The organism is Vibrio mediterranei (genome assembly GCF_013364395.1).
GTDB lineage: Bacteria > Pseudomonadota > Gammaproteobacteria > Enterobacterales > Vibrionaceae > Vibrio > Vibrio mediterranei.
Genome location: NZ_JABXGK010000008.1, coordinates 1,967,116 through 1,993,057, shown reverse-complemented (window position 1 = coordinate 1,993,057; position 25,942 = coordinate 1,967,116). Strand labels below are relative to the sequence as shown.

Genomic DNA, 25,942 nt, shown 5'->3' with positions numbered 1-25,942 from the left:
CGTAAATTAGGAACAACGATGAAAACTCTATTATCACTAGTTGAACAACACAAACAAGGGCAAAGGAACGGGATTTACTCAGTATGCTCAGCACACCCTTTGGTCATAGAAGCCGCGATAAAACAAGCTCAACTAGACGGTACACATGTACTAATTGAAGCGACATCTAATCAAGTTAATCAATTTGGTGGGTATACCGGAATGACGCCAAAGGACTTTTCTGATTTTGTCTTTACTTTGGCTGCACGACTTGGATTTCCGACAGAGCGCATAATACTCGGCGGTGATCATTTAGGTCCAAACTGCTGGCAACATTTACCAGCAATAGAGGCGATGAAAAACTCATCAACTCTTATTCATGACTACATCAAAGCGGGTTTTAGAAAAATTCATCTAGACTGTTCCATGTCTTGCTTAGACGACACAACACCTCTTGAAGAAACCATCATGGCAGAGCGAGCGGCACAACTTTGTTTGATCGCGGAACAAACATGGCAAAAAGTTGGAGGCGAAGCACCTGTTTATGTCATTGGCACAGAAGTACCGACACCAGGAGGCGCATTAGAGTCCTTAGAAGAAGTGCAGTTGCAAGTCACATCTTCAGAACAAGCACTCGTCACATTAGACAAACATAACCTTGCTTTTGATGATATTGGATTAAGCAATGTTTGGCCCCGAGTGGTCGGTCTCGTAGTACAACCAGGTGTCGAGTTTGATCATCATAACGTCCATCATTATGACAGCTCGAAAGCACAAACCCTTAGCAAAATGGTCGAAAGCCAACCTTACTTGGTTTTTGAGGCTCACTCTACCGATTATCAAAACCCGAGAGCATACCAGGACCTAGTGAAAGACCATTTCGCTATTTTAAAGGTTGGCCCAGCTCTAACGTTTGCTATGCGCGAAGCACTCTATGGTCTCGACCGAGCGGAAACCGAGTGGCTAGGTACTCACCATGCAGCTCACCTTCGAAGCACCGTTGAACAAATTATGCATGAACAGCCTGATTACTGGCGCTCTCACTACCTCACAAAGGGACATCAGCAATTTCTTGATTGTAGCTACAGCTTGAGTGATCGCATTCGCTACTACTGGTCACATCCAGAAGTTCAAACTGCCCAGCAAGCCTTGTTTACTCATCTTGAAGCTAGCCCGTTGCCTGTCACTCTACTGAGCCAGTACTTGCCCAATCAGGCAAAAGCAATTTCGCAAAACCAAATTCAGAATAATCCCGCTGACATTGTTATTCACAAAATCATGGAAGTAACTCAGGTTTATTCCAAGGCTTGTTATTCAAATGCAGCGGCTTGTAAGGAGACTATTTAATGAGCGTTTTATTAGGCTATGACGAACAATGGCTAGAGCAACACAATGGCATTCATACTGCCACTGAAATTAGTCATCAACCCAGACTATGGCGCAATCTAGCTGATATCTTAGAAAAGCAATACAACTCTGTCAGTGCGTTTCTTTCTCCACTACTAGAGTTACCAGAACTGCGTATTATTTTAGCTGGCGCTGGCACATCGGCATTTGTTGGAGATGCTGCCATGCCTTTCCTTCTCTCCGGTTTGCGTTGCCGGGTTGAATCCATCCCAACAACGGATCTTGTATCAAACCCAGAACAATACCTTGATAAAACTCGGCCTACTTTATTGGTGTCATATGCCCGTTCAGGCAATAGCCCAGAGAGCGTCGCCGCCGTCGCTTTGGTCGATCAGATCGTCCCCAATTGTCATCACTTGTTTTTAACCTGCAACGCAAATGGCGCACTGGCACAGTATGCAAGCAACGCGAATAACGCGTACTGCATGCTAATGCCTGAAGGGTCAAATGATAACAGTTTTGCGATGACATCCAGTTTCACCTGTATGTTGATGTCGACTCTAACGTTATTCGGGCATCAAAAACAGCAAGAATGGAAGGCACAAATTGAGGCTACCGCGTCGTTATGTGAAAACAAATTGCAACAGTGGCAATCTGCTGTCAAAACCCTTGCAGAACAACCATATGAAAGATTAATTGTTCTTGGAAGTGGCGGTTTTTCAGGGCTCGCAAGAGAGGCGTCTTTAAAATCTCTCGAGTTAAGTGCAGGTAACATAATGACTTGCTTTGACTCATCACTTGGCTTCCGTCACGGGCCGAAATTTACCATTAATGGCAAAGCGGTTGTCATTCAACTCATCTCCAGCGATCCCTATACCCGTCGCTATGACTTAGATCTCTTCGACGAAATTCGCCGGGACCAGCAAGCAATGGCACATATCGCTATTAGCGAACAAGCATTAAGCGCAGACCATGTTTTCGAACTAGGACACCTCGGCTTTGGCGATGAATGGCTTTGCTTCCCTTACATCTTATTCTGCCAAATGTTGGCCTTTGAAAAATCCCTAAAACTTGGTCTTGGACCAGATAACCCGTGTCCAACTGGTGAAGTTAACCGTGTTGTGCAAGGCGTCACCATCCATGAACTAACTAATTAACTTAAAGGAATTAATTATGCCAAATATCGTACTTAGTCGCATTGACGAACGTCTTGTACATGGCCAAGTAGGCGTTCAATGGGTAGGTTTTGCAGACGCAAATATCGTCGTTGTTGTTAACGACGAAGTTGCTGAGGACAACATACAGCAGAGTCTTATGGAAATGGTTCTCGCTGACGGTATTGCGATTCGCTTTTGGACTGTGCAAAAAACGATAGACACCATCCATAAAGCCTCTGACAGACAAAAAATTCTATTGGTGTGCCGCACTCCCGCAGACTTTCGTATGTTGGTCGAAGGTGGTGTGCCTATAAGTAACATCAACGTCGGCAACATGCACTATGTCGAAGGCAAGAAACAGATTGCCAAAACTGTGTCTGTTGGAGAGGACGATGTTGCGGAATTTACAAAACTAAAAGCGTTAGGAGTCACGTGCACCATACAAGGTGTGCCGACTGAAAGCGCAACTGACCTCTTTACTCTTATCTAATTAATAAGGAAATCAATTATGGAAATAGGACTCTTACAGGCCTTGATGCTCGGCATCCTTGCCTTTTTTGCAGGCCTAGATTTGTTTAACGGTCTGACCCACTTTCACCGACCAGTAGTGTTAGGCCCACTCGTTGGCTTAATACTAGGCGACTTACAAACCGGTATTTTGGTCGGCGGTACGTTAGAGCTTATTTGGATGGGCTTGGCACCGCTTGCAGGGGCTCAGCCACCCAATGTCATTATCGGGACAATTGTAGGCACAGCCTTCGCTATTACAACAAAAGTAGAGCCTAACGTTGCGGTGGGTGTTGCCGTGCCGTTTGCGGTCGCCGTCCAGATGGGGATCACTTTATTGTTCTCCGCAATGTCTGCTGTTATGTCGAAATGTGATGAATACGCACAATCGGCAGATACCGATGGTATCGAACGCGTTAACTACATGGCGTTGGGCATACTAGGTACATTCTATTTTCTCTGCGCTTTTTTACCAGTTTTCTTAGGTGCAGAGCACGCTGGAAAGATAGTAGAGGTTCTTCCAAAAGACTTGATCGATGGCCTTGGTGTAGCAGGTGGCATCATGCCAGCTATCGGCTTCGCAGTACTGATGAAAATCATGATGAAGAATGCCTACATCCCTTATTTCATTCTTGGTTTTGTCGCCGCAGCTTGGCTGCAACTACCTATCTTAGCTATTGCAGCGGCTGCGACAGCAATGGCAATTATCGACTTCATGCGTAAATCGGAACCCACTCCTGTAGCAACAGCAGGCTCAACTAAGGACTTTGAAGATGGAATCTAACGTAAGCAACGAACTAAACCTTAAGGTAACGGATCCAGCAGTTCAGCCCGCTCCTGGTGTCTCCGATGACGAGTATGAAAATAAAGAAATTGGTACTGAGTTAACCAAAGCCGACATCAATAAGATGGCCTGGCGTTCATTATTGCTACAAGCGTCATTCAACTATGAACGTATGCAGGCATCGGGTTGGTTGTACGGCCTATTGCCAGCTCTTAAAAAAATCCACACTAATAAAGCTGACCTTTCAAAAGCGATGCAGGGCCATATGGGTTTCTTTAATACACACCCATTCTTGGTGACTTTTGTTATGGGTATTGTTTTGGCAATGGAGCGTTCAAAACAGAACATTAATAGTATTCAAAGTACCAAAATAGCCGTTGGTGCGCCGATGGGGGGAATCGGTGACGCTATGTTCTGGCTAACGTTACTACCCATATGTGGTGGTATAGGTGCAGACCTTGCTCTCCAAGGTTCAATCATGGGCGCAGTGTTCTTTATTGTTTTGTTCAATGCCGTGCATTTTGGCTTGAGATTTGGACTTGCACATTATGCCTACCGTATGGGTGTTGCTGCGATACCAGTAATCAAAGCGAATACCAAAAAAGTAGGACACGCTGCTTCCATGGTTGGTATGACGGTAATTGGAGCACTCGTTGCTACCTACGTCCGACTATCCACGACTGCAGAAATCAATGCAGGTGATGCAGTGGTCAAACTTCAGGCCGATGTGATTGACAAATTGATGCCAGCATTCCTTCCGCTTGTCTACACCTTAGCGATGTACGCCTTGGTAAAACGTGGATGGAGCCCACTAAAACTTATTGGTATCACGGTAACACTGGGTGTTGTTGGTCGCTTTATGGGATTCCTGTAAGCCGCTTATCAATCGATAAATAACATATGGGGCTAATTTTTTAGCCCCAAAAAGGAAGACATATGATTGCTGTAATTTTATCGGGTCATGGTGGGTTCGCTTCTGGTATTGCCAAAGCGATCACACAAGTTATCGGAGAACAACCTCAATTCGGTTTTATTGATTTTCCAGAAGAGTCCACGACCCCTTTGCTGGAACAGGAAATGCGCCAGAAAATTAAAGAATTGGACTCCAATGAAGGAATAGTGTTCCTTACCGATTTATTGGGTGGCACACCGTTTAGAACCGCTTCTCTAATCAGTCAGGAACGCTCAGACATTCAAGTTATTACTGGTACAAATATGCAAATGGCTGCAGAAATGCTTCTTGAGCGCGACGGATTGGCATTAGCAGAATTTCCCGACCAAGCCATTGAGTGTGGTCGTCGAGGAGTAACCTCTCTTGCGGCAGAAATGACCACGAAAAATGATAACTCGGTGATGGTTGAAGAAAATGGTATCTGAAGTTTTATATTATCGAGTACCAAAGCTCTTGCATGACCAAACGTGGCTAGATGATGCTGTCATCGGCATCAACAGTAGCGGTTTTATCGAAGAAATTCAGTCTTATGACTCTGTGAAGCACACAAAATTCACAAATTTAGGTGACAGCATTCTCTTACCGGGTCTAATCGATAGCCATGTTCATGGCGCTAAAGGCTGTGATGTCATGGATGCAAGTCATCAGAGTTTAGACAGCATGTCTCGCTACTTCGCTAGTTTAGGTGTTACTGCATTTGTTGCCACTACCGTCACCGCACCAATAGCTAAAATACGCGCGGCTTTACAACAAGTTGCTAAAAGCAAACTACTAGGACTTTCTGGCGCGGAGCTACTCGGATCGTATTTAGAAGGACCCTATTTTACTGAAAAGAACAAAGGCGCTCATCCAACAGAATGGTTTCGTGAACTATCAATTGAAGAGCTCGATAATTGGATTTCTTATAGTGATAACCAACTCGTGACTGTTGCTCTCGCTCCAGAGAAGAAAGGTGCGATTGAAGCGATTCAATACCTACGCAAACAAGGGATAAAAGTCATGCTCGGGCATACCGATGCCAGTTACGAGCAGACTAATGCCGCTCTTGATGCGGGAGCAAATGGCATTGTCCACTGTTACAACGGCATGAGAGGTATACATCATCGAGATCCAGGTACAGTAGGCGCAGGTTTGATTCACCCTGAAAGCTATGTAGAGATGATTGCTGATGGACATCACGTTCATCCAAGTGCCATCGATATCGCCCACCGCTGTTGTGGCTCCCGAATGACTCTTATTACCGATGCCATGTGCGCAGCGGGTATGCCTGATGGTCAATATTCTCTTGGAGAATACCAAGTAAAAATGAACAAAGGTGTTGTCACTACGAGATCCGGAAGCTTAGCTGGGAGCACTCTTAACTTGCTCGATGCAGTGCTTAGTGTTCAGCGATGGCTTGATATTCCTCTAGAGCAAGCCTGGCTTATGGCATCACTAACTCCCGCTAAATCGCTAGGCTTACAACAAAAATTGGGCTCATTAGAAGTAGGAAAAGCTGCTTCGATGGTCGCTATTAATTCAGATTTTTCTATTACCAAAACTTGGGTTAACGGTCGAATCGTATTTGATTCTGAAGTGTCGCCAAGTCAGGAGGTTCCATGTATTTAATTTCTTCTCGTGAAATGCTAAAACGTGCCCAACTTGGTGGCTACGCAGTGCCTGCATTCAATATCCACAACTTAGAAACTGTCCAAGTCGTTGTGGAAACTGCATCTGAAATGGGGTCTCCGGTAATCCTTGCAGGCACTCCCGGAACCTATGACTATGCTGGTACCGACTACTTAATAAGCATATGTAAAGAAGCCGCTCATAAGCACTCTATACCTTTAGTGCTTCATTTAGATCACCATGAAGACCTACAAGATATCCGACATAAAGTTGAACACGGTATCCGTTCAGTCATGATCGATGGATCTCATTATGCCTTTGATCAAAATATCGAAATAGTCCGCTCTGTCGTCCAATACTGCAATCGATTTGATGCCAGTGTTGAGGCGGAACTAGGTCGCCTCGGAGGTCAAGAAGATGACTTAATTGTTGATAGCGCCGATGCATTGATGACAGACCCAGCCTCAGCTGCAGAATTTGTCCGCCGAACGGGGATAGACTCGCTGGCTGTAGCCATCGGAACGGCTCACGGATTATACAAAGCTGAGCCACAACTAGACTTTGACCGACTGGAGAAAATCCGTTCAATGGTTGATATCCCATTAGTTCTCCATGGTGCTTCTGGCGTTCCTGATGAGATGGTAAATCGATGTATTGATTTAGGTATTTGTAAGGTTAATGTCGCAACAGAGCTAAAGATTGCATTCTCTAACGCGGTTAAAGATCATTTCAGTGAACATCCTGACGCGAATGACCCTCGTAAGTACATCACCCCAGGTAAAGCCGCTATGAAACAAGTGGTTATCGATAAAATAAGAATGTGTCGCAGTGAAGGCCGACTGTAACCCTATCTATTCACAAACCAAAATTTAACAACACCTGCCCCCTATATTAGGTGTTCGGGCATTCCTACCGGAGTGCCCTTTTTTGTATTTGAAAGTATGCGTTAACCGCACTTTCAGATTATTTATGCTTCCATAGGTATGTTTATGAATAATGAAACCTTGCATTAGTCTTGGCGAATTAATTAACTAGCTCATTTGTCCGTTAGTATGGCTTCATTATCAAATGTTCATATTAACTAAACGCAACATTAAATATATTCATACATACTTAACCCTAATTTTTCCTTATCGTATCGGCGTGCTTTGACAGAGATCAACAAACTTGATGATTCCCTGTCTGCACTTTCACGCTTTGACCAAAAGTAGTCGATGACAAAAACGATAGGAAATGGTTATGAAATGGCCGATAAAAGCGCTGGCAGTCGCGCTAAGTTGCTCACTTGGGGCGACACAATCTTTTGCAATCAATCTCGAACCCCTAGATAAAGACTTTACCCTACAAATCCTTGGTTCTGGAGGTCCCATCTCTGATGATATGCGCGCCTCATCGGGAGAATTGATTTGGTGGAAAGGCAAATCAAGAATCATGATTGACGCGGGTGGCGGTAACTACCTACGATTTGGCCAAGCAGGAGGCAAACTCGAAGACCTCGATCTTTTAGCCATCACTCACTTCCACACCGATCACGTTGCCGATCTTCCAGCTCTGCTTAAAGGCGCTTACTTTTTCGAACGTGAGGACGCACTAGATATCACCGGTCCAGAAGCTGGTTCTGCATTTCCGAGTTTAACAGGCTATATGGATGCGATGTTCAATCAGGAACACGGAGCTTACGCTTACCTTAATGGACTTTATGATGGCTCAGATGGCCTGTTCCCAATCACCCTCACCGATGTTTCTTATCAAGAAACCACACCACAAAAAATCTACCAATTAGATGGGCTTACTGTTTATGCACTCGGCATCCCTCATGGAGATGTACCTACTTTGGCCTACCGAATTGAAAGTGAGGACGGCGTCATTGTTATTTCTGCAGACCAAAATGGCAGTAATCCCGCCTTCATTCCTTTTGCCAAAGGCGCTGACATTCTAGTCATGCCTATGGCCATTCACGAAGAAGCCGATGCTATCTCATCGTTTATGCATGCGAAACCTTCGACCGTGGGGGAAATTGCCGCTGAAATTAATCCTAAGCTACTGATTTTAAATCACTGGATGGGGCTAGGCCTCAAGCGTAAAGCACAGTCAGTGGAGATCGTGAAAAAGTACTACAAAGGAAAAATATTCTCTGCTCGTGATCTGTCGAGCTTCCCAATGGCGTCTTTCAAGGAGACTTCAAATGAACAATAAAATGGCTATCTCAATCGCACTCAGCTCACTGGTATCAATGAACTCGGCACTCGCTGCTATCAGTGAATCTGCTGAAGCTCCTGTTACCGCTCAGCCAACAGAACAGCATGGCGGTAAATGTGCCGCAGGTAAATGTGGAACCGAAAAACGCTTTGAAAAACAAGAGCTCGATAGCGATCCACAAGATAAGTTAGTGCGCGCGCGTGACGGGAAGTGCGGCCTCTCTGGTCAAGGTATCAATGCGCCTGCGGACGCAGTGACATCAGCAAACAGTAAGGTGACAGGTGGAGTATGCGGACAATAACCAACACCAGCAAGGGATTGGGTCTGCGTATGGAGCATGTGGATATGCTGAGTGACATGCCTAAGCATCCCGATATCGACTTTCTTGAGCTCGCACCTGAAAACTGGATGAATCTTGGTGGCGCAAAACGGGAGCGTTTGGAGCAAATCGCTGACAAATACCCCTTGGTTGCTCACGGTCTTAGTCTATCCATTGGTGATTGCGTGCCGTTAAACGAAAGCTACCTGAAAGATGTCGCCCGTTTTCTTAATGAGTTTGATATCGAGATTTACAGCGACCATTTGAGTTTTTCTCGGGACAGTCAGGGCTATCTTTATGACCTACTACCGATCCCAAGAAGCAGAGAGAATATCGACTATCTAGCCTCTCAAATCCAACGCGTGCAAGACGTGGTCGCTAGGCCTTTGGTGCTCGAAAACATCTCGTTTTATCACAATTATGACAACGACATTCCTGAAGGCGAGTTCTTTGCAGAGCTTATCGAGAAATCTGGCTGTCAGATGCTGCTGGATATCAATAATGTCTACGTCAACAGCATCAACCACGGTTTTGATGCTTATGAGATGCTGCAAAGCTTGCCGAGCGACGCAATTCGCTATTACCACATTGCAGGACATCTGCAGCAGAGTGATCAATCATTACTCGATACTCATGGCAAACCAGTCCCTGACTCGGTAATTGAATTGGCTCATTATGTGTTTAACCTCCACGGCAACAAACCACTGCTGTTAGAGAGAGACCACAACGTGCCACCACTGGTCGTCCTTACTGAAGAGCTACGAGACATCCATGCAGTTGTCAAAGCTGCTGAACGACAAGTCCAGCTGTCTGAAAGTGGGGTCCTCTATGCTTAGCCCTCCAGGATTGATGCTTCAGCAAACTGAAGCACTTGCGCAGAAGATACGATTAGGTCGCACTGAAGGATGCCAATACGGTGAGTTTATTCGCGACAACGTTTTTGGTGTCGTAAACAACACCTTTCCTTTTTTCGTTGAGCGAGTCGGTCATCAAGCTTTGGTTCAGTTAGTGGAAGACTTTCTGTTGCAGCATTGTGCAATGGAACCTGAGTTTCATCACATCGCGACAGAGTTCGTGCAGTTCATTCAGCATGGTACTTGGGTCAACCAACTTGACCTTATGGTACTTGAATACGAGTGGATCGCCTTCAGCGCAGAAATTGACCAAACTCGAATCAATATCGAGTCTTGCAGTGACATTGTGTATCAGAACCCTGAGCAATACACCTTGAGCTGCAATCCCACTCTGCACTTAGTGGAGTTGCCTTTTGAGGTGTCTAGTCACTCAATACAAATAACCGATAGCACTCCACCAAACTACTACGCGGTATTTCGAAACGCTCAACACCATGTTGTCTCACAAAAACTTCGGCCCATCGATGTGGCACTGATTCAGACCCTTCAACCCTCATATTGTTCGAGCTTACAGACATTCCAACAACAAACTGAAGCTCAACTCGCCGATTTCGATGTACGTCTTTGGATACAACATTTCACCCATCTCGGGCTGTTAAACATCAACACCCTAGGAGAATAAAATGATTAAGTCAGTCTTAACTTGGTATGACAACCTTATCGACAAGTGCCGAAAAATCGACTTTTTGGTTCTACTGTCTATTCGTCTTTTCTTGGTTCCGGTTATCTATGTCGGAGCGCGCTCTAAAGTACTGGGATTCGCAGGCACGGTTGCCTGGTTTGGCGCCCCCGTAGCAGACGGTGGACTTAACCTCCCGTTTCCAGAACTTCTTGCGTTCCTCGCAGCTGCAACTGAAGTCGTCGGGTGTATCTGTATAGCCCTAGGCTTGTTTACTCGCATTATCGCGATTCCTATGATTTTTATGATGAGTGTGGCCAGTGCCATGGTGCATTGGAAACATGGCTGGGATGCGATTGCGACAGGGAGTATGGAATCAACCATTCGTCTAAACGGCTTTATCACTTGGTTAGCGGAAAACTTTCCGGGCCGCTACAACTACATCACCGAACTTGGTGACCCTGTTATGCTCAACAACGGTATGGAATTCGCTGCCACCTACTTCGTGATGTTAATGGTGCTTTTTGTCTACGGCGGTGGTCGTTATCTAAGCCTCGATTACTGGCTAAAAAAGCCCTTTCTAAACAAGCCTGCAAACGCTTAATCACCAAATAAAAACCAATCTTTCTACTATTTCTACCCGCTACGCTCGTAGCGGGAAGGGGATGCTATGTTAACAGATGTCGTTGATCTGTCGCGTCTGCAATTTGCTAGTACCGCGCTGTATCATTTTATATTCGTGCCTCTCACCATAGGGCTATCATTCTTGCTAGCCATTATGGAATCGGTCTATGTAATGACGGGCAAAACCATTTACAAGGATATGACCAAGTTCTGGGGCAAGCTCTTTGGGATCAACTTTGCCGTAGGGGTTGCAACAGGCTTAACCATGGAGTTTCAATTTGGTACCAACTGGTCCTATTACTCTCACTACGTTGGTGACATCTTTGGGGCCCCGCTTGCGATTGAAGCACTAGTCGCCTTTTTTCTTGAATCGACATTGGTCGGGATGTTCTTCTTTGGTTGGGATCGGTTAAGTAAGCGTCAACACCTCACAGTTACTTGGCTTACTGCACTGGGTTCAAATTTCTCTGGTCTTTGGATTTTGATGGCTAATGGCTGGATGCAAAACCCTGTCGGTGCTGAGTTCAATTTTGAAACAATGCGTATGGAAATGACCAGTTTCACCGACGTGATTTTCAACCCAGTGACACAAGTGAAATTCGTTCATACCGTCGCCGCAGGTTACACCACTGGTGCACTATTTATCATGGGTATCAGCGCTTACTACTTGCTGAAAAATCGGGACGTAGCATTTGCAAAACGTTCATTTGCTATCGCTTGTTCGTTTGGCATGGCTGCCATCTTTTCCACACTTCTGCTGGGCGATGAATCTGGTTATGAACTTGGCGATGTTCAAAAGGTTAAGCTCGCAGCGATTGAAGCGGAATGGCACACCGAAGAAGCACCAGCTTCATTTACCGTCTTCGGACTTCCCAATCAAGAAACCATGGAAACCGATTATGCGCTTAAGATCCCCTATCTCATGGGCATTATCGCAACACGCTCTTTGGATAAACCTGTGTTGGGTATCTGTGATCTCATGGCAATCAACGAACAACGAATACGCAACGGAATGATCGCTTATGGTTTACTCCAGCGTTTAAGAAATGGTGATAAAACCGCCGAGAACATCGCTCAGTTCAATGACGTTAAGTCTGACCTTGGCTACGGTCTTCTGCTGAAGAAATACGCACCCAATGTCTCTGATGCCAGCGAACAACAAATAAAAATGGCTACACAAGACACCATTCCGCAAGTCGCACCACTATTCTGGAGCTTCAGAATTATGGTGGTGTGTGGCGTCTTGATGTTCGCGCTGATTGGCTTTTCGTTTATTCAAGTTTGCCGTCAGAAAATCGGCAGCCAACGATGGCTACTTAAATCAGTACTTTGGGCGATTCCATTGCCATGGATAGCTTGTGAAGCTGGATGGTTTGTCGCTGAGTATGGCCGACAACCGTGGGCCATTGGTGAAGTTCTGCCTGTCAGTATGGCCACTTCAGACTTGGCTGCCAGTGATATTTGGATTTCGCTAGGAGCTGTTTACGTGCTCTATACCCTGTTCCTTATCGCTGAGATGTATTTGATGGTGAAATTCTCCCGCCGCGGGCCAAGTGTACTGAAAACCGGGCGTTACTATCACGAACAAAACCGTTCACTCGACAATGTTATAGACAACTACAAATAAGGAGATCATATGTTTGACTATGAAACACTCCGCCTCTTCACATGGGCGATCGTCGGCATACTGATCATCGGCTTTGCTATCGCGGACGGCTTCGATATGGGCGTCGCCGCGCTACTGCCTATTGCCGGAAGAAGTAATGTTGAACGTAGGATTATGATCAATAGCATCGCGCCACATTGGGACGGTAACCAAGTTTGGCTGATCACTGCGGGGGGAGCGATTTTCGCAATCTGGCCTGCCGTCTATGCTACGGCTTTCTCTGGTTTTTACTTGGCGCTGGTTCTGGTTCTTGCCGCGCTATGGTTACGCCCTATTGGCATGGATTATCGAAACAAAATTGACGACCCTAGATGGCGACGCGCTTGTGATATTGCTTTAACGGTCAGTGGTCTCGTACCACCTTTAGTATTTGGTATTGGCTTTGGTAATTTATTTGTAGGTCTGCCATTCGAGCTCAATGAATTGCTGATGATCAGTTATAAGGGCGGATTTTGGAGCTTGTTTACTCCACTCCCCATAGTGTGCGGTGTCGTCGCGATGGCCATGACTCTGCTTCAAGGAGCTACCTTCCTGCAACTAAAAACGGTGGGAAAGCTTAATGAAAGAGCGCGATCCATCGCAGTGTGGACCGCGTGTACCGCGCTGATTATGTTCGTTGTCGGTGGCGTCATCGCCAATGGCCAAGATGGCTATATCATCCAAAGCCTTATCGATACCAATGGCGTTTCAAACCCAGTAAGCAAAGAGGTCTCGGTTGTCACTAGAAGTATGCTGCATAACTTTGTTCGCTACCCTACGTTATTTATCGTACCCCTTGGGGCATGCGCTATGCTACTTTTCTCGGCGCTGCTGTCCATGGCGAAGCGCGGTGGCTGGGCATTTTTGTGCTCGAGTTTGGCAATTCTAACCATCATATTGACCGCAGGCATTGCGCTGTTTCCAATGATTATTCCATCAAGTTTAGTACCTTCTCACAGCTTGACGTTGTGGGATGCCACGTCAAGCTATAAAACGCTCAGCATCATCTCAGTGGTCGCCGTTGTGGTTGTCCCTGTAATCCTTGGATACACGACTTGGTGTTATTACAAGATGTTCGGCCGAATCGACAAGCAATTCATTGAAGACAACAGCACATCGCTGTACTAGGGAGATAAAACGTATGTGGTATATCTGTTGGGTTCTGGGTGTGTTGCTCGCATGCTCCTTCGGGGTCATCAATGCGATGTGGTTAGAGCAGCGCAATAAAGAAGATATGGATGGTTAATCCATTGTCTGAAAAGACAAAAGCCCACGTTGTCGTGGGCTTTCTCGTTTGTCTACTTATTTTGTACGATTAGTTCATACGCGGTTGAATCAAGTTGAAGTTTGCTGGGATATTGCTATCTAGAACGCCCATAAACTTGTTCAGTACCGATTGGTCTCCGGTTACTTTTAACGCACCAGTAGCAAGGGCATCTTTTACTGTCAGTTTGTGGCTGATGATACCAAACAGCGTCATGTTATCGGCTTTGATCGTACCCATTGAATCTTGAGGGTGATAATCCAGCGCTGAGTTCATTACACCATTCTCGACTTCTACACCAAATGATTCTCCGTTTAATTCAAAATCAAAGGCAATTCGGCCTGCGTCTAATGACTTCTGAGGAACGATACGTGTTGCGAACACATCCATCATCAAATCAGAAGGAATGGCTTTAATCACATCTGGACCTGCTGAGTTCACAACTTGTGGCAACAAGTTATCGTTACGAAGCTCTTTTGCAGCCGTCAAATACCAGTTGCGATTAAGCGCGGTTTCCTCTTGGAAGCCTAGTTGTTCAAACGCATCAGCCATCAAGTAATTGGCTTTCTTGTTGTCTTTGTTATACGACTCAATGTTGTTTAGCAGCTGAACAGTAAATGCATAATCACCTTGTTGGTAGTAATCCAGCGCTTTCTCAATCACGACATCCTCGCCACCAAAGCTCTCAACATAACGCTTACCGGTATCTGCATCAGTGTGACGAGCTATTTCCACTGGGTTACCGTCGAACCAACCTAGGTTGTTAACGTAGGTAGCAATGACATTGTTTTCGAAGTTGCCGTAGTAATCTCGGTTGTTCCACTGTTTCATGATCGGGTCAGCGATTTCGATCTTCTTAGCAATATCTCTTGGACGATAACCGTAGTTAGCTAATCGAGTGGTTTGGTCGTTAATCGCTTTGTACAAATCACGCTGACCTTTCATGTAGTTAATGACTTCTTCGTTACCCCAAGTTGGCCATGTATGAGGGCCAAATAGCACTTTCGCACTGTCGTGCCATTCAACAATCGCATTATTGATGTATTTCGCCCATTTACCAGCGTCACGCGTTTTAGCGCCGCGCATCGTGTAAATGTTGTGTTGAAGGTGATTAACGTCTTCAGCCATAGAAACCGCACCCCAAGCTGGGATTTCGAAGACCATTTCCGATGGCGCTTCTGATTCAGGAACCAAACGGAAGTCGAATTGCAAACCATCAATGGTAACCGATTCTTTTTGCTTAGTGATTTCGTGAACCGTAGTTGGCAAGCCATTAGCACCCGCAGCCACCAGCGGACCTAGCGCTGCTGTGGTAATACCTTTTTCATTTTTCGGTAGCAGGAAGCCATATTGGTACACAGCACGACGACTCATAATGTTACCAAACAGTACGTTTTCACCTACGGCATGTTCAACAAAACCTTGTGGTACATACACTGGAATCTTGCCACTCGCAATATCTTGCTCAGATGCAAGACCTGACTTAATAACACCTTCAATGCCACCATAATGGTCGGTGTGAGAGTGTGAAATGATGATAGCTTTTAACGGACGGTTGCCTCGATGCTTCGCGTAAAGCTCATAAGCCGCTTTCATGGTTTCTGGTGAATATTCGATATCATAAAGAATGATGCCGTTGTCCGTTTCGATGATGGTTAAGTTAGACACATCATTACCGCGTACCTGATAGATTTTGTTTGGTAGCACTTCGTACAAACCGCCACGGTTTACCAACTGAGAGTGACGCCATAAGCTTGGGTTCACCGTATCTGGTGCTTGTTTACCTTGTACAAACTGCATTGCTGGCACATCAGCAATACCTTTGATGAGTCCACCATTATCTAGGGGAGCAATAAAGCCGCGATCTACTTCTTCAAACGCTTTTTTATTGTTGAAGTCTAACTGCTTGTAAACCTCTTGGTTGGCCTTTGCCGTGTATGACGTTGCACCCTTTGAGTTCGCAGTGAAGTCATAACTATCTAATGGCGCGGCATTGAGTGCCTGGGCCATAACCATAGTAAGCGGAAGGAGTGTGAAGAGCGTTTTAGTTGACTGTTTCATGGATACCTCGTTCAAAATTATTTTGCTTTGTTAAGCTGACGAGATGCATGTTAATCAAACCGATTCGCTTGAACGATAGTGCAGAATTTAGAAGTCGATTAAATATGATTCAGTTATTGAGATTTATCTTCAATTGTCTGATTGGCATATACTTTTTTGTATTAATAGAACTAAAAAAATGGCCCTCAGTAACTGAGGGCCATTTGATGTATTAACTATGCTAAATCACAAAGATGGTGATTAGTCTAACTCGATTAGGTTCTTCTCAAATGCTTCATGCTGAGCTTGAACCGCTTTGTCTGGGCCACCAGTCATTGAGCTAACTACCATAATCGCAATCCAAGATAGGATAAACCCAGGAACGATTTCGTAGATATCGAAGATGCCGCCAGTTAGCTGTTTCCAAACTACGATAGTCACACCACCAACTAAAATACCCGCGATAGCGCCATTACGGTTCATACCAGACCAGTATAGGCTTAGTAGGATTGCAGGACCAAAGGCAGCACCGAACCCAGCCCACGCATAAGACACTAGTCCAAGTACCGAGCTGTCTGGAGTCATCGCAAGAACCAGTGCGATAATTGACAATAAGATAACACCGACACGACCTACCATCACTACTTGCTCAGATGTCGCATCTTTGTTGATGATTTGCTTGTAGAAATCTTCTGCCAACGCCGACGAAGACACCAATAGCTGAGAATCCGCTGTACTCATAATAGCCGCGAGAATTGCAGCCAAAAGGATACCAGCGACTACTGGGTGGAATAGCGCATTAACTAGTAACATGAAGATTTTCTCACCATCTGCCAGTACATCGCCACCAGTGCCTGTAGTGTAAACCAGACCTACAACACCCACTAGCATTGCACCAAGCATAGACAACGCAGACCAAACTACAGCAATACGACGAGCAGTCGTTAAGTCTTTGTTTGAACGAGATGCTTTAAAACGCGCGAGGATGTGTGGCTGACCAAAGTAACCTAGACCCCATGCCACTAGAGAGATGATAGCGATTGCAGATAGCGGCTGGCCTTTCGTGTCATTCCATAGAGTAAGAAGCTCTGGGTTAATGGCTTCAAGATCAGACGTTAGCTGACCGAACCCACCTTGCATACCAATCACAGGAACAATCATCAGTGCCGCTGCCATCAATAGGCCCTGAACTAAGTCAGTCCAAGATACTGCTAGGAAGCCACCGAATAACGTGTACGAGACAACACATACCGTACCGATGATGACGGCAATGGTGTAATCCAAGCCAAATACTGTTTCAAACAGTTTACCACCTGCCACTAGACCAGAACTGGTATAGAAAAGGAAGAAAAGCAAAATGAAGAACGCAGATACAACCTGAATCACTTTTGAATTGTCGTTAAAACGACGAGACAAATATTCAGGCAGGGTCAGTGCGTCAGTAGTAATACTGTAAGTACGTAGTCGTTTTGCACAGATTAGCCAGTTTAGCCATGTACCAACCAGCAAGCCGCCAGCAAGCCAGAAAGCTTCAATACCTGCTGCATACGCATAGCCAGGAAGACCTAGCAGTAACCAGCCACTCATATCCGATGCACCTGCAGACAAAGCCGCTGGCCATGGTCCTAATGAACGACCACCTAGAAAGTAGTCGCTAGAATTGGCCGTGCGCTTGTAAGCAATCACACCGATAGCGAGCATCAACGCCAAATAAGCGATGAAAGTAGTTGTAATAGCGAAGCTATTTTGAATCATTATTATTTCCTCATCCTAGAATACAGCCTCCAACATAACGGTGATATTGGAGGCTGGTAGGGGTCCGTAACCTTATGTCACTAGCTACCAAGCTCAAGCAAAGTAGCGTTGCCCCCCACTGCTGTAATATTGATGGTTCTTGTTCTTTCTGTTATGAACCTCAACACGAGATTCGGATCGTGCGCCACAGGCAGCAGCGCCAAATCCGTCTCAGACACCAAAAGACCTATCGCTCCATCGCGATTAGCCAGTTGATGGTTAACCTGCCATTCAGTGTCTTTAGAGCCAACAAGACCAACCACTCGTACATCGAACTCGATAAAGGTGGAAGCTTCTTCTAAAGCCACAAATTGAACTAGGTTAGTAGGCAGTTGAGAACGCTCGACTGCCGATTTTAAAATTTGATTAAACTTGTCGTTACCAGAACAAACAATGACACCATTACCAGCGATAAGTGCTGCGGTAATTTGCGCCATTGCCGCGATCTTAGCTTGTGCTTCTTCGCTCTCTAGAACCACTAAAACCACACCACGCCCCGCCGCATAAAGCTCATTGGTTTCACCCGTTGGCCCTGGCATCACATGCGGGTTAGCTAATAACACGTTAGCTTGTTGAATATGGAATGCCATCACGCTAGCGAGCGTAGCGTTCAGTTCATTCATATTACGCTGAGCAGAAAGTAAGCACTCACGTTGCTCAGCAAAATCACTAAGATTCCAACCTTCCCATGCTGTCAAAACATCGGAGAAAATAGTTGCGTTATTGACCATGATTTTTCTCCTTATTTCGCCGCTTGATTAGCGTTGGCGTTAATGACATCAGTAAAGCGATATAGGTAGTGTGGGCCACCTGCTTTTGGTCCAGTTCCGGAGAGACCCTGTCCTCCAAATGGTTGAACCCCTACCACCGCACCGACTTGATCACGGTTGATGTAGCAGTTCCCCACTCGAGCGTGTTTTTCCACCCACTCGTACGTCGATTCATTACGGCTGTGGACACCTAGCGTCAAGCCAAAACCTGTGGCGTTGATGCTATCAACCACTTTTGGTAGTTCAGATGCTTTGAAGCGGACGATATGGAGAATAGGACCGAAATGTTCTTCCGTTAGCACAGAGATATCAGAAATTTCAAACGCACAAGGCGGTACAAAATCCCCTTCTTGGCACTCAGCATCAAGCGACAGTTGCGCCACTTTGCTGCCTTGTTTTGCCATCGCATCAATATGTGCCAGTAGTTTTTGCTTCGCATTGGCATCAATTACTGGGCCCACATCGGTAGCATGCAGATATGGCAAGCCCACTTTAAGCTCATCCATTGCGCCTTGAATCAGGTTAATAACACGCTCCGCAATGTCCTCTTGAATAAACAGAACACGCAATGCAGAACAGCGCTGTCCGGCAGAAGCGAAGGCAGAGCGAACAACATCGCGAACGACTTGCTCAGGCAGTGCGGTCGAGTCAACAATCATCGCATTTTGACCGCCGGTCTCTGCAATAAATGGTACTGGCGCAACTTGACGTGCTGCAAGCGTGCTATTGATGCGCTGGGCCGTTGGCGTAGAGCCAGTAAAGGCAACACCAGCAATCGCTGGGTGCGAGGTTAACGCCTGACCTACATCAGCACCGCGTCCTGTAATCAGTTGAATCGCATCAGCAGGGAAGCCTGCTTCAAGCATTAACTCAACAGCACGTACAGCGATAAGAGAAGTTTGCTCCGCAGGTTTAGCCACAACGGTATTACCCGCAACCAATGCTGCCGTGACCTGACCTAGGAAAATCGCCAGTGGGAAGTTCCACGGACTAATACAAACAAACACACCTCGTCCGCCGCGTGTCAATGTTTTTGACTGACCGTCAAAGCCAAGTACCGATTGCGTTTCAAAAATATGTGGTTGTTTCGCATAGTAACGACAGAAATCGACCGCTTCGCGCACTTCATCAATACTGTCGTGAATGGTCTTACCCGCTTCCTGATGGCAAATCGCCACCAACTCATGAAGATTTTCTTCTAGCTTGTCTGCCAGTGTTAGTAAGCACTGACCACGCTCAACATATGGTGTCTGCGACCAACTAGTGAAACCTTGCTCTGCTACTCGGATAGCTTCGGAAACATGATCAAGGTTAGCCATAGCCACTTGACCCACGACAAGGCGGCGATCATAAGGCGCAGTGATCGTATCAACGTTAGCACCTTCCTTGATCATGCTTTCGTATTGCGATTGACCATTAATGATCGGAGCACCTTGCCACTGCTTAGCTCGGAACACTTCAACTTTGTGCTCGTAGTCTTTCACTTCGCTCTCAATATCAACGTTCACACCCACGGAGTTTTTACGATCGGCAAAAATAGCGGGAGGTAGATCGATATTAGCGTTGTGTAGGGTGTCATTGGCAAGCAATGCATCTACCGGATGAACAGTTAAGCTGTCAACAGGACAACGCGCATCAACAAGGCGGTGGACGAAGCTGCTGTTTGCACCGTTTTCCAGCAGACGACGCACTAGGTATGGCAGCAAGTCTTTGTGACTACCCACTGGTGCGTAGATTCGTACTGGCTGTTTATGCGTATCCATCACATGGTCATAAAGTGAATCACCCATACCATGTAAACGCTGGAATTCGTAATCGGTGTGCTGAGCCATTGTCGCAATGGCCGTCACTGTGTGTGCATTGTGACTCGCAAACTGCGGGAAAATATTGCCACGCACGTTTTCACTCAATAGGAATCGAGCACACGCTAGGTATGCAACATCGGTCGCTTCTTTACGGGTATAGACAGGGTACGCATCATAGCCCGCTTGCTGAGACCATTTGATTTCGCTGTCCCAATACGCACCTTTCACTAAGCGGAGTGGAATCAGGTCGCCTTGCTGCTTCGCTAAAGCGTTAACCCAAACCAAAACAGGAAGTGCACGCTTAGAATAAGCCTGGATCACCAGACCAAACTTGCCCCACCCTTTAGCCACGTCGCTACGATACACTTTCTCAAATAATTTAAGTGATAGCTCAAGACGGTCAGCTTCTTCCGCATCAATCGTAATCGCCACATCCAGCTCTCGCGCTCGAGTGAGAAGCTGAGTTAACGTATCGCAAAGCTCAGTCAGCACACGCTCTTCGTTAGCGACTTCGTAACGAGGGTGAAGTGCCGACAGCTTGATTGAAACTGATGGTGCTGGACTAGTATCTAAGCCGTATTTATCACTGCCTACTGCTTCGATCGCCATCAGGTAGTCTTTGAAATACTTGTCAGCATCAGATTTAGTGAGCGCCGCTTCACCTAGCATGTCATAAGAGTAGGTAAAACCGCGATCACGCATCTTTTTGCCATTCTTCTGAGCTTCACCAATGCTGCGGCCCAAAACAAACTGATGCCCCATGATCTTCATGGCCTGATACATGGCTTTACGAATCACAGGCTCTGAGAACTTGTTGACTAAACGGTTCACTGCTTTTGCTGGGCTTTGTGATTCAGACTCAGCAAGCCCGACAACTTTGCCCGTCAGCATAAGACCCCATGTTGACGCATTGACAAACACAGAGTCAGAATTTTTCAGGTGAGATTTCCAATCAGCGACACTCAGTTTGTCGCGAATAAGCGCATCAGCCGTTGCAGAATCAGGAATGCGCATTAACGCTTCTGCTAAACACATCAGCAAAATGCCTTCTTGAGTATCTAAACTGTACTCAAGCAGCAAAGCATCAATCATTTGAATGGCATTTTTATCGGCACGGATGGCTTCGATAAGCTCGGTGGTTTTCTGTGGGATTTGCTGGGCTTCATCGCCTTGCGGCGTCGCCAGAGGTAAAAGCTGTTTCAACCATTGAGACTCATCCACCATGTAAAGTGGAGAGATCAGTGACCAGAGCTGTTCAAGCGGCTGCTCGACAAACTCCGTTTTTAGCACATCTGTTGCTGTAAACATGTGTGTTCCTCAATCTCTACTCAGTCGAAAAAGACGACTGGACTACTACGATGGCAGGCAGTGTATTTTGAGTGTTAAGGAATTACTTGTCAAAAACTCCGAGCTTTTTGCTGTTTTCTACGCTTATTAACAAAATTAATACAAGGTCACATCGAGTTAGACAAAATGAGCCGTTACAATCTGCAACCAAATTAACATATTGTTTCGTTCTCGCTAAACATTCCCCTCAGTTTTAAAACACAAAAAAGGGATGCACATAGGCACCCCTTCATAATCACCAATGAGAAACGGAGGTTATGACAAATCTTCACCGTTGGATTCAATCACTTTTTTGTACCAGAAGAACGACTTCTTACGAGAACGCTTCAACGTACCATTACCTTTGTTGTCACGGTCAACGTAGATAAAGCCATAGCGTTTACTCATTTCTCCAGTGGATGCGGCGACCAAATCAATGCACCCCCAAGGCGTATAGCCCATCAAAGGCACACCATCTTCAATGGCTTCTCCCATCGCTTTGATATGAGCGCGCAGATAGTCGATGCGATAGTCATCGTTAATCTCACCGTTCGCTTCCACCACATCTTTGGCTCCAAGGCCATTTTCTACTAAAAACAACGGCTTCTGATAACGATCATAAAGGGTATTCATGGCGATACGCAAACCGAGAGGGTCAATAACCCAGCCCCAATCGCTGGCTTCAAGGTGTGGATTGCGAACCGACTTCACGACATTGGCTTCACTGGTGTTGCCTTTATTCATATCAGCGGAAGCGCAACGAGAGGCGTAGTAACTAAAAGAAATAAAGTCCACAGTGTGCTTTAGAATCTCCAAGTCGCCGTCATGAATCTCAAGTTCTACACCTTTATCGCGGAACGTTCTTTGAGCATAAGATGGGTAATAGCCTCTGGCTTGGACATCAATAAAGAATAGATTCTCTCGATCTTTATCAAGCGCCATTTTGACATCTTCAGGTTTGCAGGAGTACGGATAGAAGTTGCCACCCGCTAACATGCAACCCACTTGGTTATCAGGGTTAATCTCATGGGCGATTTTGGTCACTAGAGCACTTGCCACAAGCTCATGGTGCGCCGCTTGATATTTCACCTGCTCTTTGTTCTCACCTTCTTTAAATAGCAGGCCAGCACCAGAGAATGGACTTGCTAGCAAGATGTTGATTTCATTAAATGTGAGCCAGTACTTAACCAAACCATCAAATGCTTCAAAACAAGTGCGAGCATAACGCTCAAAAAAACCAATCATTTCACGACTGCGCCACGAACCATATGTGTTTACCAAGTGCATTGGCACGTCGAAATGGCATAAGGTAACAAGAGGTTCAATACCATGCTTCTGACATTCACGGAACAGATCTTGGTAGTAAGCAATCCCTTCTTGATTAGGTTCTAGCTCATCGCCTTTAGGGAAAATTCTTGCCCAAGCAATAGAAGTCCGGAACACTTTGAAGCCCATTTCCGCTAATAGCGCGACGTCTTCTTTATAGCGATGATAGAAATCGATAGCTCCATGACTTGGATAAAACTCCGATTCATCGAGCGCTACTTGCTCACGTAGACCCAGCTTAATAGGCATACGATTGTCACCGTACGGAATCATATCGACCGTAGTTAGGCCTTTACCGCCCTCTAGGTGCCCACCCTCAGCTTGGTTAGCAGCGATAGCTCCGCCCCATAAAAAGTTCTCTGGAAATACCGACATTGTTACCCCTCAAATAGTACGTCGTGAACCGATGAGCTAGCATTTTATCAACACTATGCCAGCCTCATTTCGGCTGTAATTAAGTTTCTTAACTGGATGTGCTCTTGTTCACAACATTAAAAGTTACCGGTATCATGTTACCAGTAACATCGATAATATGAAGTCCAGTTTGTGAATTAATTGAATTGTGCGGATTGGATCAAATTTTGATTCGTGAGGAGGGAACTTGGGGAAGTGCATTATTGTTATGGGAGTTTCTGGCTCAGGTAAGAGCACAGTAGGCAAAGGGATTGCCGATGTATTAGGCGCAAAGTTTATCGATGGCGATGATCTTCACCCGAGAAGCAATATCGACAAAATGGCCGCAGGCATACCGCTGACTGATGATGACAGAGCGCCATGGTTGACGCGTATTAACGATGCCGCGTACAGCCTAGGATGCAAGAATGAGCATGGTGTTATTGTTTGCTCTGCACTTAAAAAAGGGTACCGCGACACATTAAGACTTGGCAACAATAACCTTATCTTTGTGTTCCTAGATGGAGAGTTTGAACTCATTCGACAACGTGTCGAACAACGAGGAGGGCATTTTATGAAAGGCTCCCTCCTGCGAAGTCAGTTTGAAGCTCTAGAACGCCCTGATTGTGAACTGGATGTCTTGACTGTACCTATCGACATGCCACTAGAACGTGTGATTCAGACCGCCGTTCGTGATATCCGCAGCCAATTATCTAATGCCACGCTTGAGGTTGTATCATGACTCATACAACCTTACTGGCCGTTACGCAGCGTATCGAGCAGCGCAGTGAAAAATTAAGACAACAATATTTAGCGAATATTGCGAAGCAAAAACTAGCAGGCAAAGGGCGCTCGCAACTCTCGTGCGGCAACCTTGCACACGCCGTGGCTGCAGCGTGCGATGCGGACAAACAGTCCTTACTCAACAACACCAGCGCCAACTTGGCTATCATCTCGTCATACAACGACATGTTGAGCGCTCATAAGCCCTATGAGAGTTATCCGGAACTCATCCAACAAGCGTTAAGTCCGTTAAGCCATACCTCGCAAGTCGCGGGCTGTGTTCCCGCAATGTGCGACGGAGTCACACAAGGACAGCCGGGTATGGATATGTCGCTGTTTTCACGCGATCTTATCGCCCAAAGCACCGCCTTCTCACTCAGCCACAATATGTTTGATGGTAACTTACTGCTTGGTATTTGCGACAAGATAGCGCCCGGTCAATTAATGGGCGCGCTGGCGTATGGCCATCTTCCCACTGCGTTTATTCCCGCAGGTCCAATGGCAACGGGAATCTCTAATGAAGAGAAGGTCACTATTCGCCAACAGCACGCCGCTGGAGAGCTTGGTAAAGATTCGCTGCTAGAGATGGAATGTCGTGCTTACCACAGCAGTGGTACCTGTACCTTCTTTGGCACCGCCAATACCAATCAATTAGTGTTTGAAGCCATGGGGTTAATGCTACCCGGCAGCGCGTTTGTACCACCAGATTCCCCGCTGCGAACAGCATTAACACAAGATGCCGCGAAGCGAATCGCCAGTAGCATTGCAGGTTCAGCAAACTATCGCCCATTGTGTGACGTAGTCTCAGCAAAAAACTTGATTAACGGTGTGGTAGCCCTACTCGCTTCTGGTGGTAGCACGAATCACAGCATTCATATGATTGCCGTCGCCCGAGCTGCAGGCTTGCTACTAACTTGGCAAGACATCAACGATCTTTCCGACATCGTACCTCTGGTCGTCAATATTTACCCGAATGGCACCAGTGATATCAATGCATTTCATGCAGCGGGCGGTGTCCCTGCTCTATTAACCAGACTCAACCAGCAAGGGTTACTGCATCGCGATACCGTGACGGCATTTGGCCGTTTTGAAGATCAACTTTGCTACCCAGAATTAGACACTCAATCTGATGATCAGGTCCTAACTTGGTTACGCTCTAATGGGACGAAAAACCCTGAGGTCATCGCTAATGACAAGCAGTATTACCAAAAAACGGGCGGGTTAAAGCAAGTATCAGGTAACTTAGGGCAAGCTATCGTTAAAGTGTCGGCGGTAAAACCAGAGCACCAGATTATCGAAGCACCAGCCAAAGTATTTAACGATCAGAGTCAAGTGGAAGCAGCCTATCAGCGAGGCGAACTCGAGTGCGACTGCGTGGTCGTCGTGCGTTTTAATGGCCCAGCAGCTAACGGCATGCCTGAGCTGCATAAATTGATGCCATTGCTTGGCAATATCCAAAATAAAGGTTTTAACGTCGCCTTGGTGACCGATGGTCGGCTGTCTGGCGCGTCAGGGAAAATCCCCGCAGCGATTCATGTATCGCCAGAAGCCCTGCGAGGTGGAAACATTGCACGTATACAAGATGGCGATAGGGTTCGATTAGATTGCCACCGTGGAGAACTCAAAGTATTCGAAGGTATCGAGAGTCGCCCTCTAGAGGCTCATGATGCCGAAATCCATCAACAGACTTGGGGCAGAGATCTGTTTGCAACTTGTCGCCAGAACGTCTCAGCAGCAGACCGAGGAGCGAGTTTCCTCTTTGCCGACTAAACCATGTTGACCCCGCG

General features: G+C 46.1%; 23 protein-coding genes. 18 read left to right on the top strand and 5 right to left on the bottom strand.

Features of this window, described 5'->3' with window-relative positions:
• Positions 1 to 18 precede the first annotated feature (18 nt).
• From HOP38_RS26005 to cydX, 16 genes are all read left to right on the top strand, one after another.
• Complete coding sequence (locus HOP38_RS26005; protein ID WP_198559343.1) at positions 19 to 1,326, top strand: D-tagatose-bisphosphate aldolase, class II, non-catalytic subunit; 1,308 nt, start codon at positions 19 to 21, stop codon at positions 1,324 to 1,326.
• Positions 1,326 to 2,483: an SIS domain-containing protein gene (locus HOP38_RS26000; protein WP_124941635.1), complete on the top strand. Its 1,158-nt coding sequence runs from the start codon at positions 1,326 to 1,328 to the stop codon at positions 2,481 to 2,483. Before HOP38_RS26005 ends, HOP38_RS26000 begins: the two co-directional genes overlap by 1 nt.
• Before the next feature lie 16 nt (positions 2,484 to 2,499).
• The gene (agaV, locus tag HOP38_RS25995; protein WP_031496390.1) at positions 2,500 to 2,973 is read left to right on the top strand and encodes a PTS N-acetylgalactosamine transporter subunit IIB; all 474 of its coding nucleotides are present in this window, start codon (positions 2,500 to 2,502) and stop codon (positions 2,971 to 2,973) included.
• An 18-nt stretch (positions 2,974 to 2,991) separates the two neighbouring features.
• Positions 2,992 to 3,774, top strand: a complete 783-nt coding sequence (agaW, locus tag HOP38_RS25990) for a PTS N-acetylgalactosamine transporter subunit IIC (protein ID WP_198559342.1) — start codon at positions 2,992 to 2,994, stop codon at positions 3,772 to 3,774.
• A complete protein-coding gene (gene agaE, locus HOP38_RS25985) occupies positions 3,764 to 4,648 on the top strand; it encodes a PTS N-acetylgalactosamine transporter subunit IID (protein ID WP_096443784.1) in 885 nt (294 codons plus the stop codon). Before agaW ends, agaE begins: the two co-directional genes overlap by 11 nt.
• 62 nt (positions 4,649 to 4,710) lie before the next feature.
• Positions 4,711 to 5,151 (top strand): PTS galactosamine/N-acetylgalactosamine transporter subunit IIA, encoded by a 441-nt coding sequence (gene agaF, locus HOP38_RS25980; RefSeq protein ID WP_031493582.1) that lies wholly within the window; start codon positions 4,711 to 4,713, stop codon positions 5,149 to 5,151.
• On the top strand, positions 5,141 to 6,334 hold the full coding sequence (nagA, locus tag HOP38_RS25975; RefSeq protein WP_198559341.1) for an N-acetylglucosamine-6-phosphate deacetylase: 1,194 nt from the start codon (positions 5,141 to 5,143) through the stop codon (positions 6,332 to 6,334). Before agaF ends, nagA begins: the two co-directional genes overlap by 11 nt.
• The gene (locus HOP38_RS25970; protein WP_031493583.1) at positions 6,325 to 7,179 is read left to right on the top strand and encodes a tagatose bisphosphate family class II aldolase; all 855 of its coding nucleotides are present in this window, start codon (positions 6,325 to 6,327) and stop codon (positions 7,177 to 7,179) included. The genes nagA and HOP38_RS25970 overlap by 10 nt, the downstream gene beginning before the upstream one ends.
• A gap of 394 nt (positions 7,180 to 7,573) precedes the next feature.
• Positions 7,574 to 8,530 (top strand): MBL fold metallo-hydrolase, encoded by a 957-nt coding sequence (locus HOP38_RS25965; protein WP_198559340.1) that lies wholly within the window; start codon positions 7,574 to 7,576, stop codon positions 8,528 to 8,530.
• Complete coding sequence (locus tag HOP38_RS25960; RefSeq protein ID WP_198559339.1) at positions 8,520 to 8,834, top strand: hypothetical protein; 315 nt, start codon at positions 8,520 to 8,522, stop codon at positions 8,832 to 8,834. Before HOP38_RS25965 ends, HOP38_RS25960 begins: the two co-directional genes overlap by 11 nt.
• A complete protein-coding gene (locus tag HOP38_RS25955; protein WP_198559338.1) occupies positions 8,822 to 9,688 on the top strand; it encodes an MbnB/TglH/ChrH family RiPP precursor modification enzyme in 867 nt (288 codons plus the stop codon). The genes HOP38_RS25960 and HOP38_RS25955 overlap by 13 nt, the downstream gene beginning before the upstream one ends.
• Positions 9,681 to 10,388, top strand: coding sequence for an HvfC/BufC family peptide modification chaperone (locus HOP38_RS25950; RefSeq protein ID WP_164491489.1), 708 nt, complete (start codon positions 9,681 to 9,683; stop codon positions 10,386 to 10,388). The genes HOP38_RS25955 and HOP38_RS25950 overlap by 8 nt, the downstream gene beginning before the upstream one ends.
• Position 10,389: 1 nt before the next feature.
• Positions 10,390 to 10,989: an HvfX family Cu-binding RiPP maturation protein gene (locus HOP38_RS25945; RefSeq protein ID WP_062462938.1), complete on the top strand. Its 600-nt coding sequence runs from the start codon at positions 10,390 to 10,392 to the stop codon at positions 10,987 to 10,989.
• A 66-nt stretch (positions 10,990 to 11,055) separates the two neighbouring features.
• Positions 11,056 to 12,636: a cytochrome ubiquinol oxidase subunit I gene (locus HOP38_RS25940; RefSeq protein WP_198559337.1), complete on the top strand. Its 1,581-nt coding sequence runs from the start codon at positions 11,056 to 11,058 to the stop codon at positions 12,634 to 12,636.
• Between the two features lie 9 nt (positions 12,637 to 12,645).
• A complete protein-coding gene (cydB, locus tag HOP38_RS25935; protein WP_198559336.1) occupies positions 12,646 to 13,782 on the top strand; it encodes a cytochrome d ubiquinol oxidase subunit II in 1,137 nt (378 codons plus the stop codon).
• Between the two features lie 13 nt (positions 13,783 to 13,795).
• Complete coding sequence (gene cydX, locus HOP38_RS25930) at positions 13,796 to 13,900, top strand: cytochrome bd-I oxidase subunit CydX (protein WP_006069674.1); 105 nt, start codon at positions 13,796 to 13,798, stop codon at positions 13,898 to 13,900.
• A gap of 69 nt (positions 13,901 to 13,969) precedes the next feature.
• Here the strand turns inward: cydX and HOP38_RS25925 are convergent, their stop codons facing one another.
• From HOP38_RS25925 to HOP38_RS25905, 5 genes are all read right to left on the bottom strand, one after another.
• Positions 13,970 to 15,979: an alkyl/aryl-sulfatase gene (locus HOP38_RS25925; protein WP_062462947.1), complete on the bottom strand. Its 2,010-nt coding sequence runs from the start codon at positions 15,977 to 15,979 to the stop codon at positions 13,970 to 13,972.
• A 240-nt stretch (positions 15,980 to 16,219) separates the two neighbouring features.
• Positions 16,220 to 17,713 (bottom strand): sodium/proline symporter PutP, encoded by a 1,494-nt coding sequence (gene putP, locus HOP38_RS25920; RefSeq protein ID WP_006069676.1) that lies wholly within the window; start codon positions 17,711 to 17,713, stop codon positions 16,220 to 16,222.
• An 80-nt stretch (positions 17,714 to 17,793) separates the two neighbouring features.
• Entirely contained in the window at positions 17,794 to 18,483 is a 690-nt protein-coding gene (locus HOP38_RS25915) for a 1-pyrroline-5-carboxylate dehydrogenase (RefSeq protein ID WP_038227657.1), read from the bottom strand.
• Positions 18,484 to 18,494: 11 nt separating this feature from the next.
• Positions 18,495 to 21,635, bottom strand: a complete 3,141-nt coding sequence (putA, locus tag HOP38_RS25910; protein ID WP_198559335.1) for a bifunctional proline dehydrogenase/L-glutamate gamma-semialdehyde dehydrogenase PutA — start codon at positions 21,633 to 21,635, stop codon at positions 18,495 to 18,497.
• 294 nt (positions 21,636 to 21,929) lie between these two features.
• Positions 21,930 to 23,354: a 6-phospho-beta-glucosidase gene (locus HOP38_RS25905; protein ID WP_198559334.1), complete on the bottom strand. Its 1,425-nt coding sequence runs from the start codon at positions 23,352 to 23,354 to the stop codon at positions 21,930 to 21,932.
• Positions 23,355 to 23,601: 247 nt separating this feature from the next.
• On the opposite strand from HOP38_RS25905, the gene HOP38_RS25900 reads away from it, so the two are divergent.
• Positions 23,602 to 24,114 (top strand): gluconokinase, encoded by a 513-nt coding sequence (locus HOP38_RS25900; protein ID WP_198559389.1) that lies wholly within the window; start codon positions 23,602 to 23,604, stop codon positions 24,112 to 24,114.
• Positions 24,111 to 25,925, top strand: coding sequence for a phosphogluconate dehydratase (edd, locus tag HOP38_RS25895; protein ID WP_198559333.1), 1,815 nt, complete (start codon positions 24,111 to 24,113; stop codon positions 25,923 to 25,925). Before HOP38_RS25900 ends, edd begins: the two co-directional genes overlap by 4 nt.
• Positions 25,926 to 25,942 lie beyond the last annotated feature (17 nt).

What these genes read in the sequence shown, in the direction of transcription:
- HOP38_RS25960 (WP_198559339.1), top strand. Translation starts at nt 8,520, where the DNA reads ATGAACAATAAAATGGCTATCTCAATCGCACTCAGCTCACTGGTATCA.
- HOP38_RS25900 (WP_198559389.1), top strand. Translation starts at nt 23,602, where the DNA reads ATGGGAGTTTCTGGCTCAGGTAAGAGCACAGTAGGCAAAGGGATTGCC.
- cydX (WP_006069674.1), top strand. Translation starts at nt 13,796, where the DNA reads ATGTGGTATATCTGTTGGGTTCTGGGTGTGTTGCTCGCATGCTCCTTC.
- putA (WP_198559335.1), bottom strand. Translation starts at nt 21,635, where the DNA reads ATGTTTACAGCAACAGATGTGCTAAAAACGGAGTTTGTCGAGCAGCCG.
- agaE (WP_096443784.1), top strand. Translation starts at nt 3,764, where the DNA reads ATGGAATCTAACGTAAGCAACGAACTAAACCTTAAGGTAACGGATCCA.
- HOP38_RS25950 (WP_164491489.1), top strand. Translation starts at nt 9,681, where the DNA reads ATGCTTAGCCCTCCAGGATTGATGCTTCAGCAAACTGAAGCACTTGCG.
- HOP38_RS25970 (WP_031493583.1), top strand. Translation starts at nt 6,325, where the DNA reads ATGTATTTAATTTCTTCTCGTGAAATGCTAAAACGTGCCCAACTTGGT.
- edd (WP_198559333.1), top strand. Translation starts at nt 24,111, where the DNA reads ATGACTCATACAACCTTACTGGCCGTTACGCAGCGTATCGAGCAGCGC.
- putP (WP_006069676.1), bottom strand. Translation starts at nt 17,713, where the DNA reads ATGATTCAAAATAGCTTCGCTATTACAACTACTTTCATCGCTTATTTG.
- agaF (WP_031493582.1), top strand. Translation starts at nt 4,711, where the DNA reads ATGATTGCTGTAATTTTATCGGGTCATGGTGGGTTCGCTTCTGGTATT.
- HOP38_RS25955 (WP_198559338.1), top strand. Translation starts at nt 8,822, where the DNA reads ATGCGGACAATAACCAACACCAGCAAGGGATTGGGTCTGCGTATGGAG.
- HOP38_RS25915 (WP_038227657.1), bottom strand. Translation starts at nt 18,483, where the DNA reads ATGGTCAATAACGCAACTATTTTCTCCGATGTTTTGACAGCATGGGAA.
- agaV (WP_031496390.1), top strand. Translation starts at nt 2,500, where the DNA reads ATGCCAAATATCGTACTTAGTCGCATTGACGAACGTCTTGTACATGGC.
- nagA (WP_198559341.1), top strand. Translation starts at nt 5,141, where the DNA reads ATGGTATCTGAAGTTTTATATTATCGAGTACCAAAGCTCTTGCATGAC.
- HOP38_RS26005 (WP_198559343.1), top strand. Translation starts at nt 19, where the DNA reads ATGAAAACTCTATTATCACTAGTTGAACAACACAAACAAGGGCAAAGG.
- HOP38_RS25940 (WP_198559337.1), top strand. Translation starts at nt 11,056, where the DNA reads ATGTTAACAGATGTCGTTGATCTGTCGCGTCTGCAATTTGCTAGTACC.
- HOP38_RS25965 (WP_198559340.1), top strand. Translation starts at nt 7,574, where the DNA reads ATGAAATGGCCGATAAAAGCGCTGGCAGTCGCGCTAAGTTGCTCACTT.
- HOP38_RS26000 (WP_124941635.1), top strand. Translation starts at nt 1,326, where the DNA reads ATGAGCGTTTTATTAGGCTATGACGAACAATGGCTAGAGCAACACAAT.
- cydB (WP_198559336.1), top strand. Translation starts at nt 12,646, where the DNA reads ATGTTTGACTATGAAACACTCCGCCTCTTCACATGGGCGATCGTCGGC.
- agaW (WP_198559342.1), top strand. Translation starts at nt 2,992, where the DNA reads ATGGAAATAGGACTCTTACAGGCCTTGATGCTCGGCATCCTTGCCTTT.
- HOP38_RS25925 (WP_062462947.1), bottom strand. Translation starts at nt 15,979, where the DNA reads ATGAAACAGTCAACTAAAACGCTCTTCACACTCCTTCCGCTTACTATG.
- HOP38_RS25905 (WP_198559334.1), bottom strand. Translation starts at nt 23,354, where the DNA reads ATGTCGGTATTTCCAGAGAACTTTTTATGGGGCGGAGCTATCGCTGCT.
- HOP38_RS25945 (WP_062462938.1), top strand. Translation starts at nt 10,390, where the DNA reads ATGATTAAGTCAGTCTTAACTTGGTATGACAACCTTATCGACAAGTGC.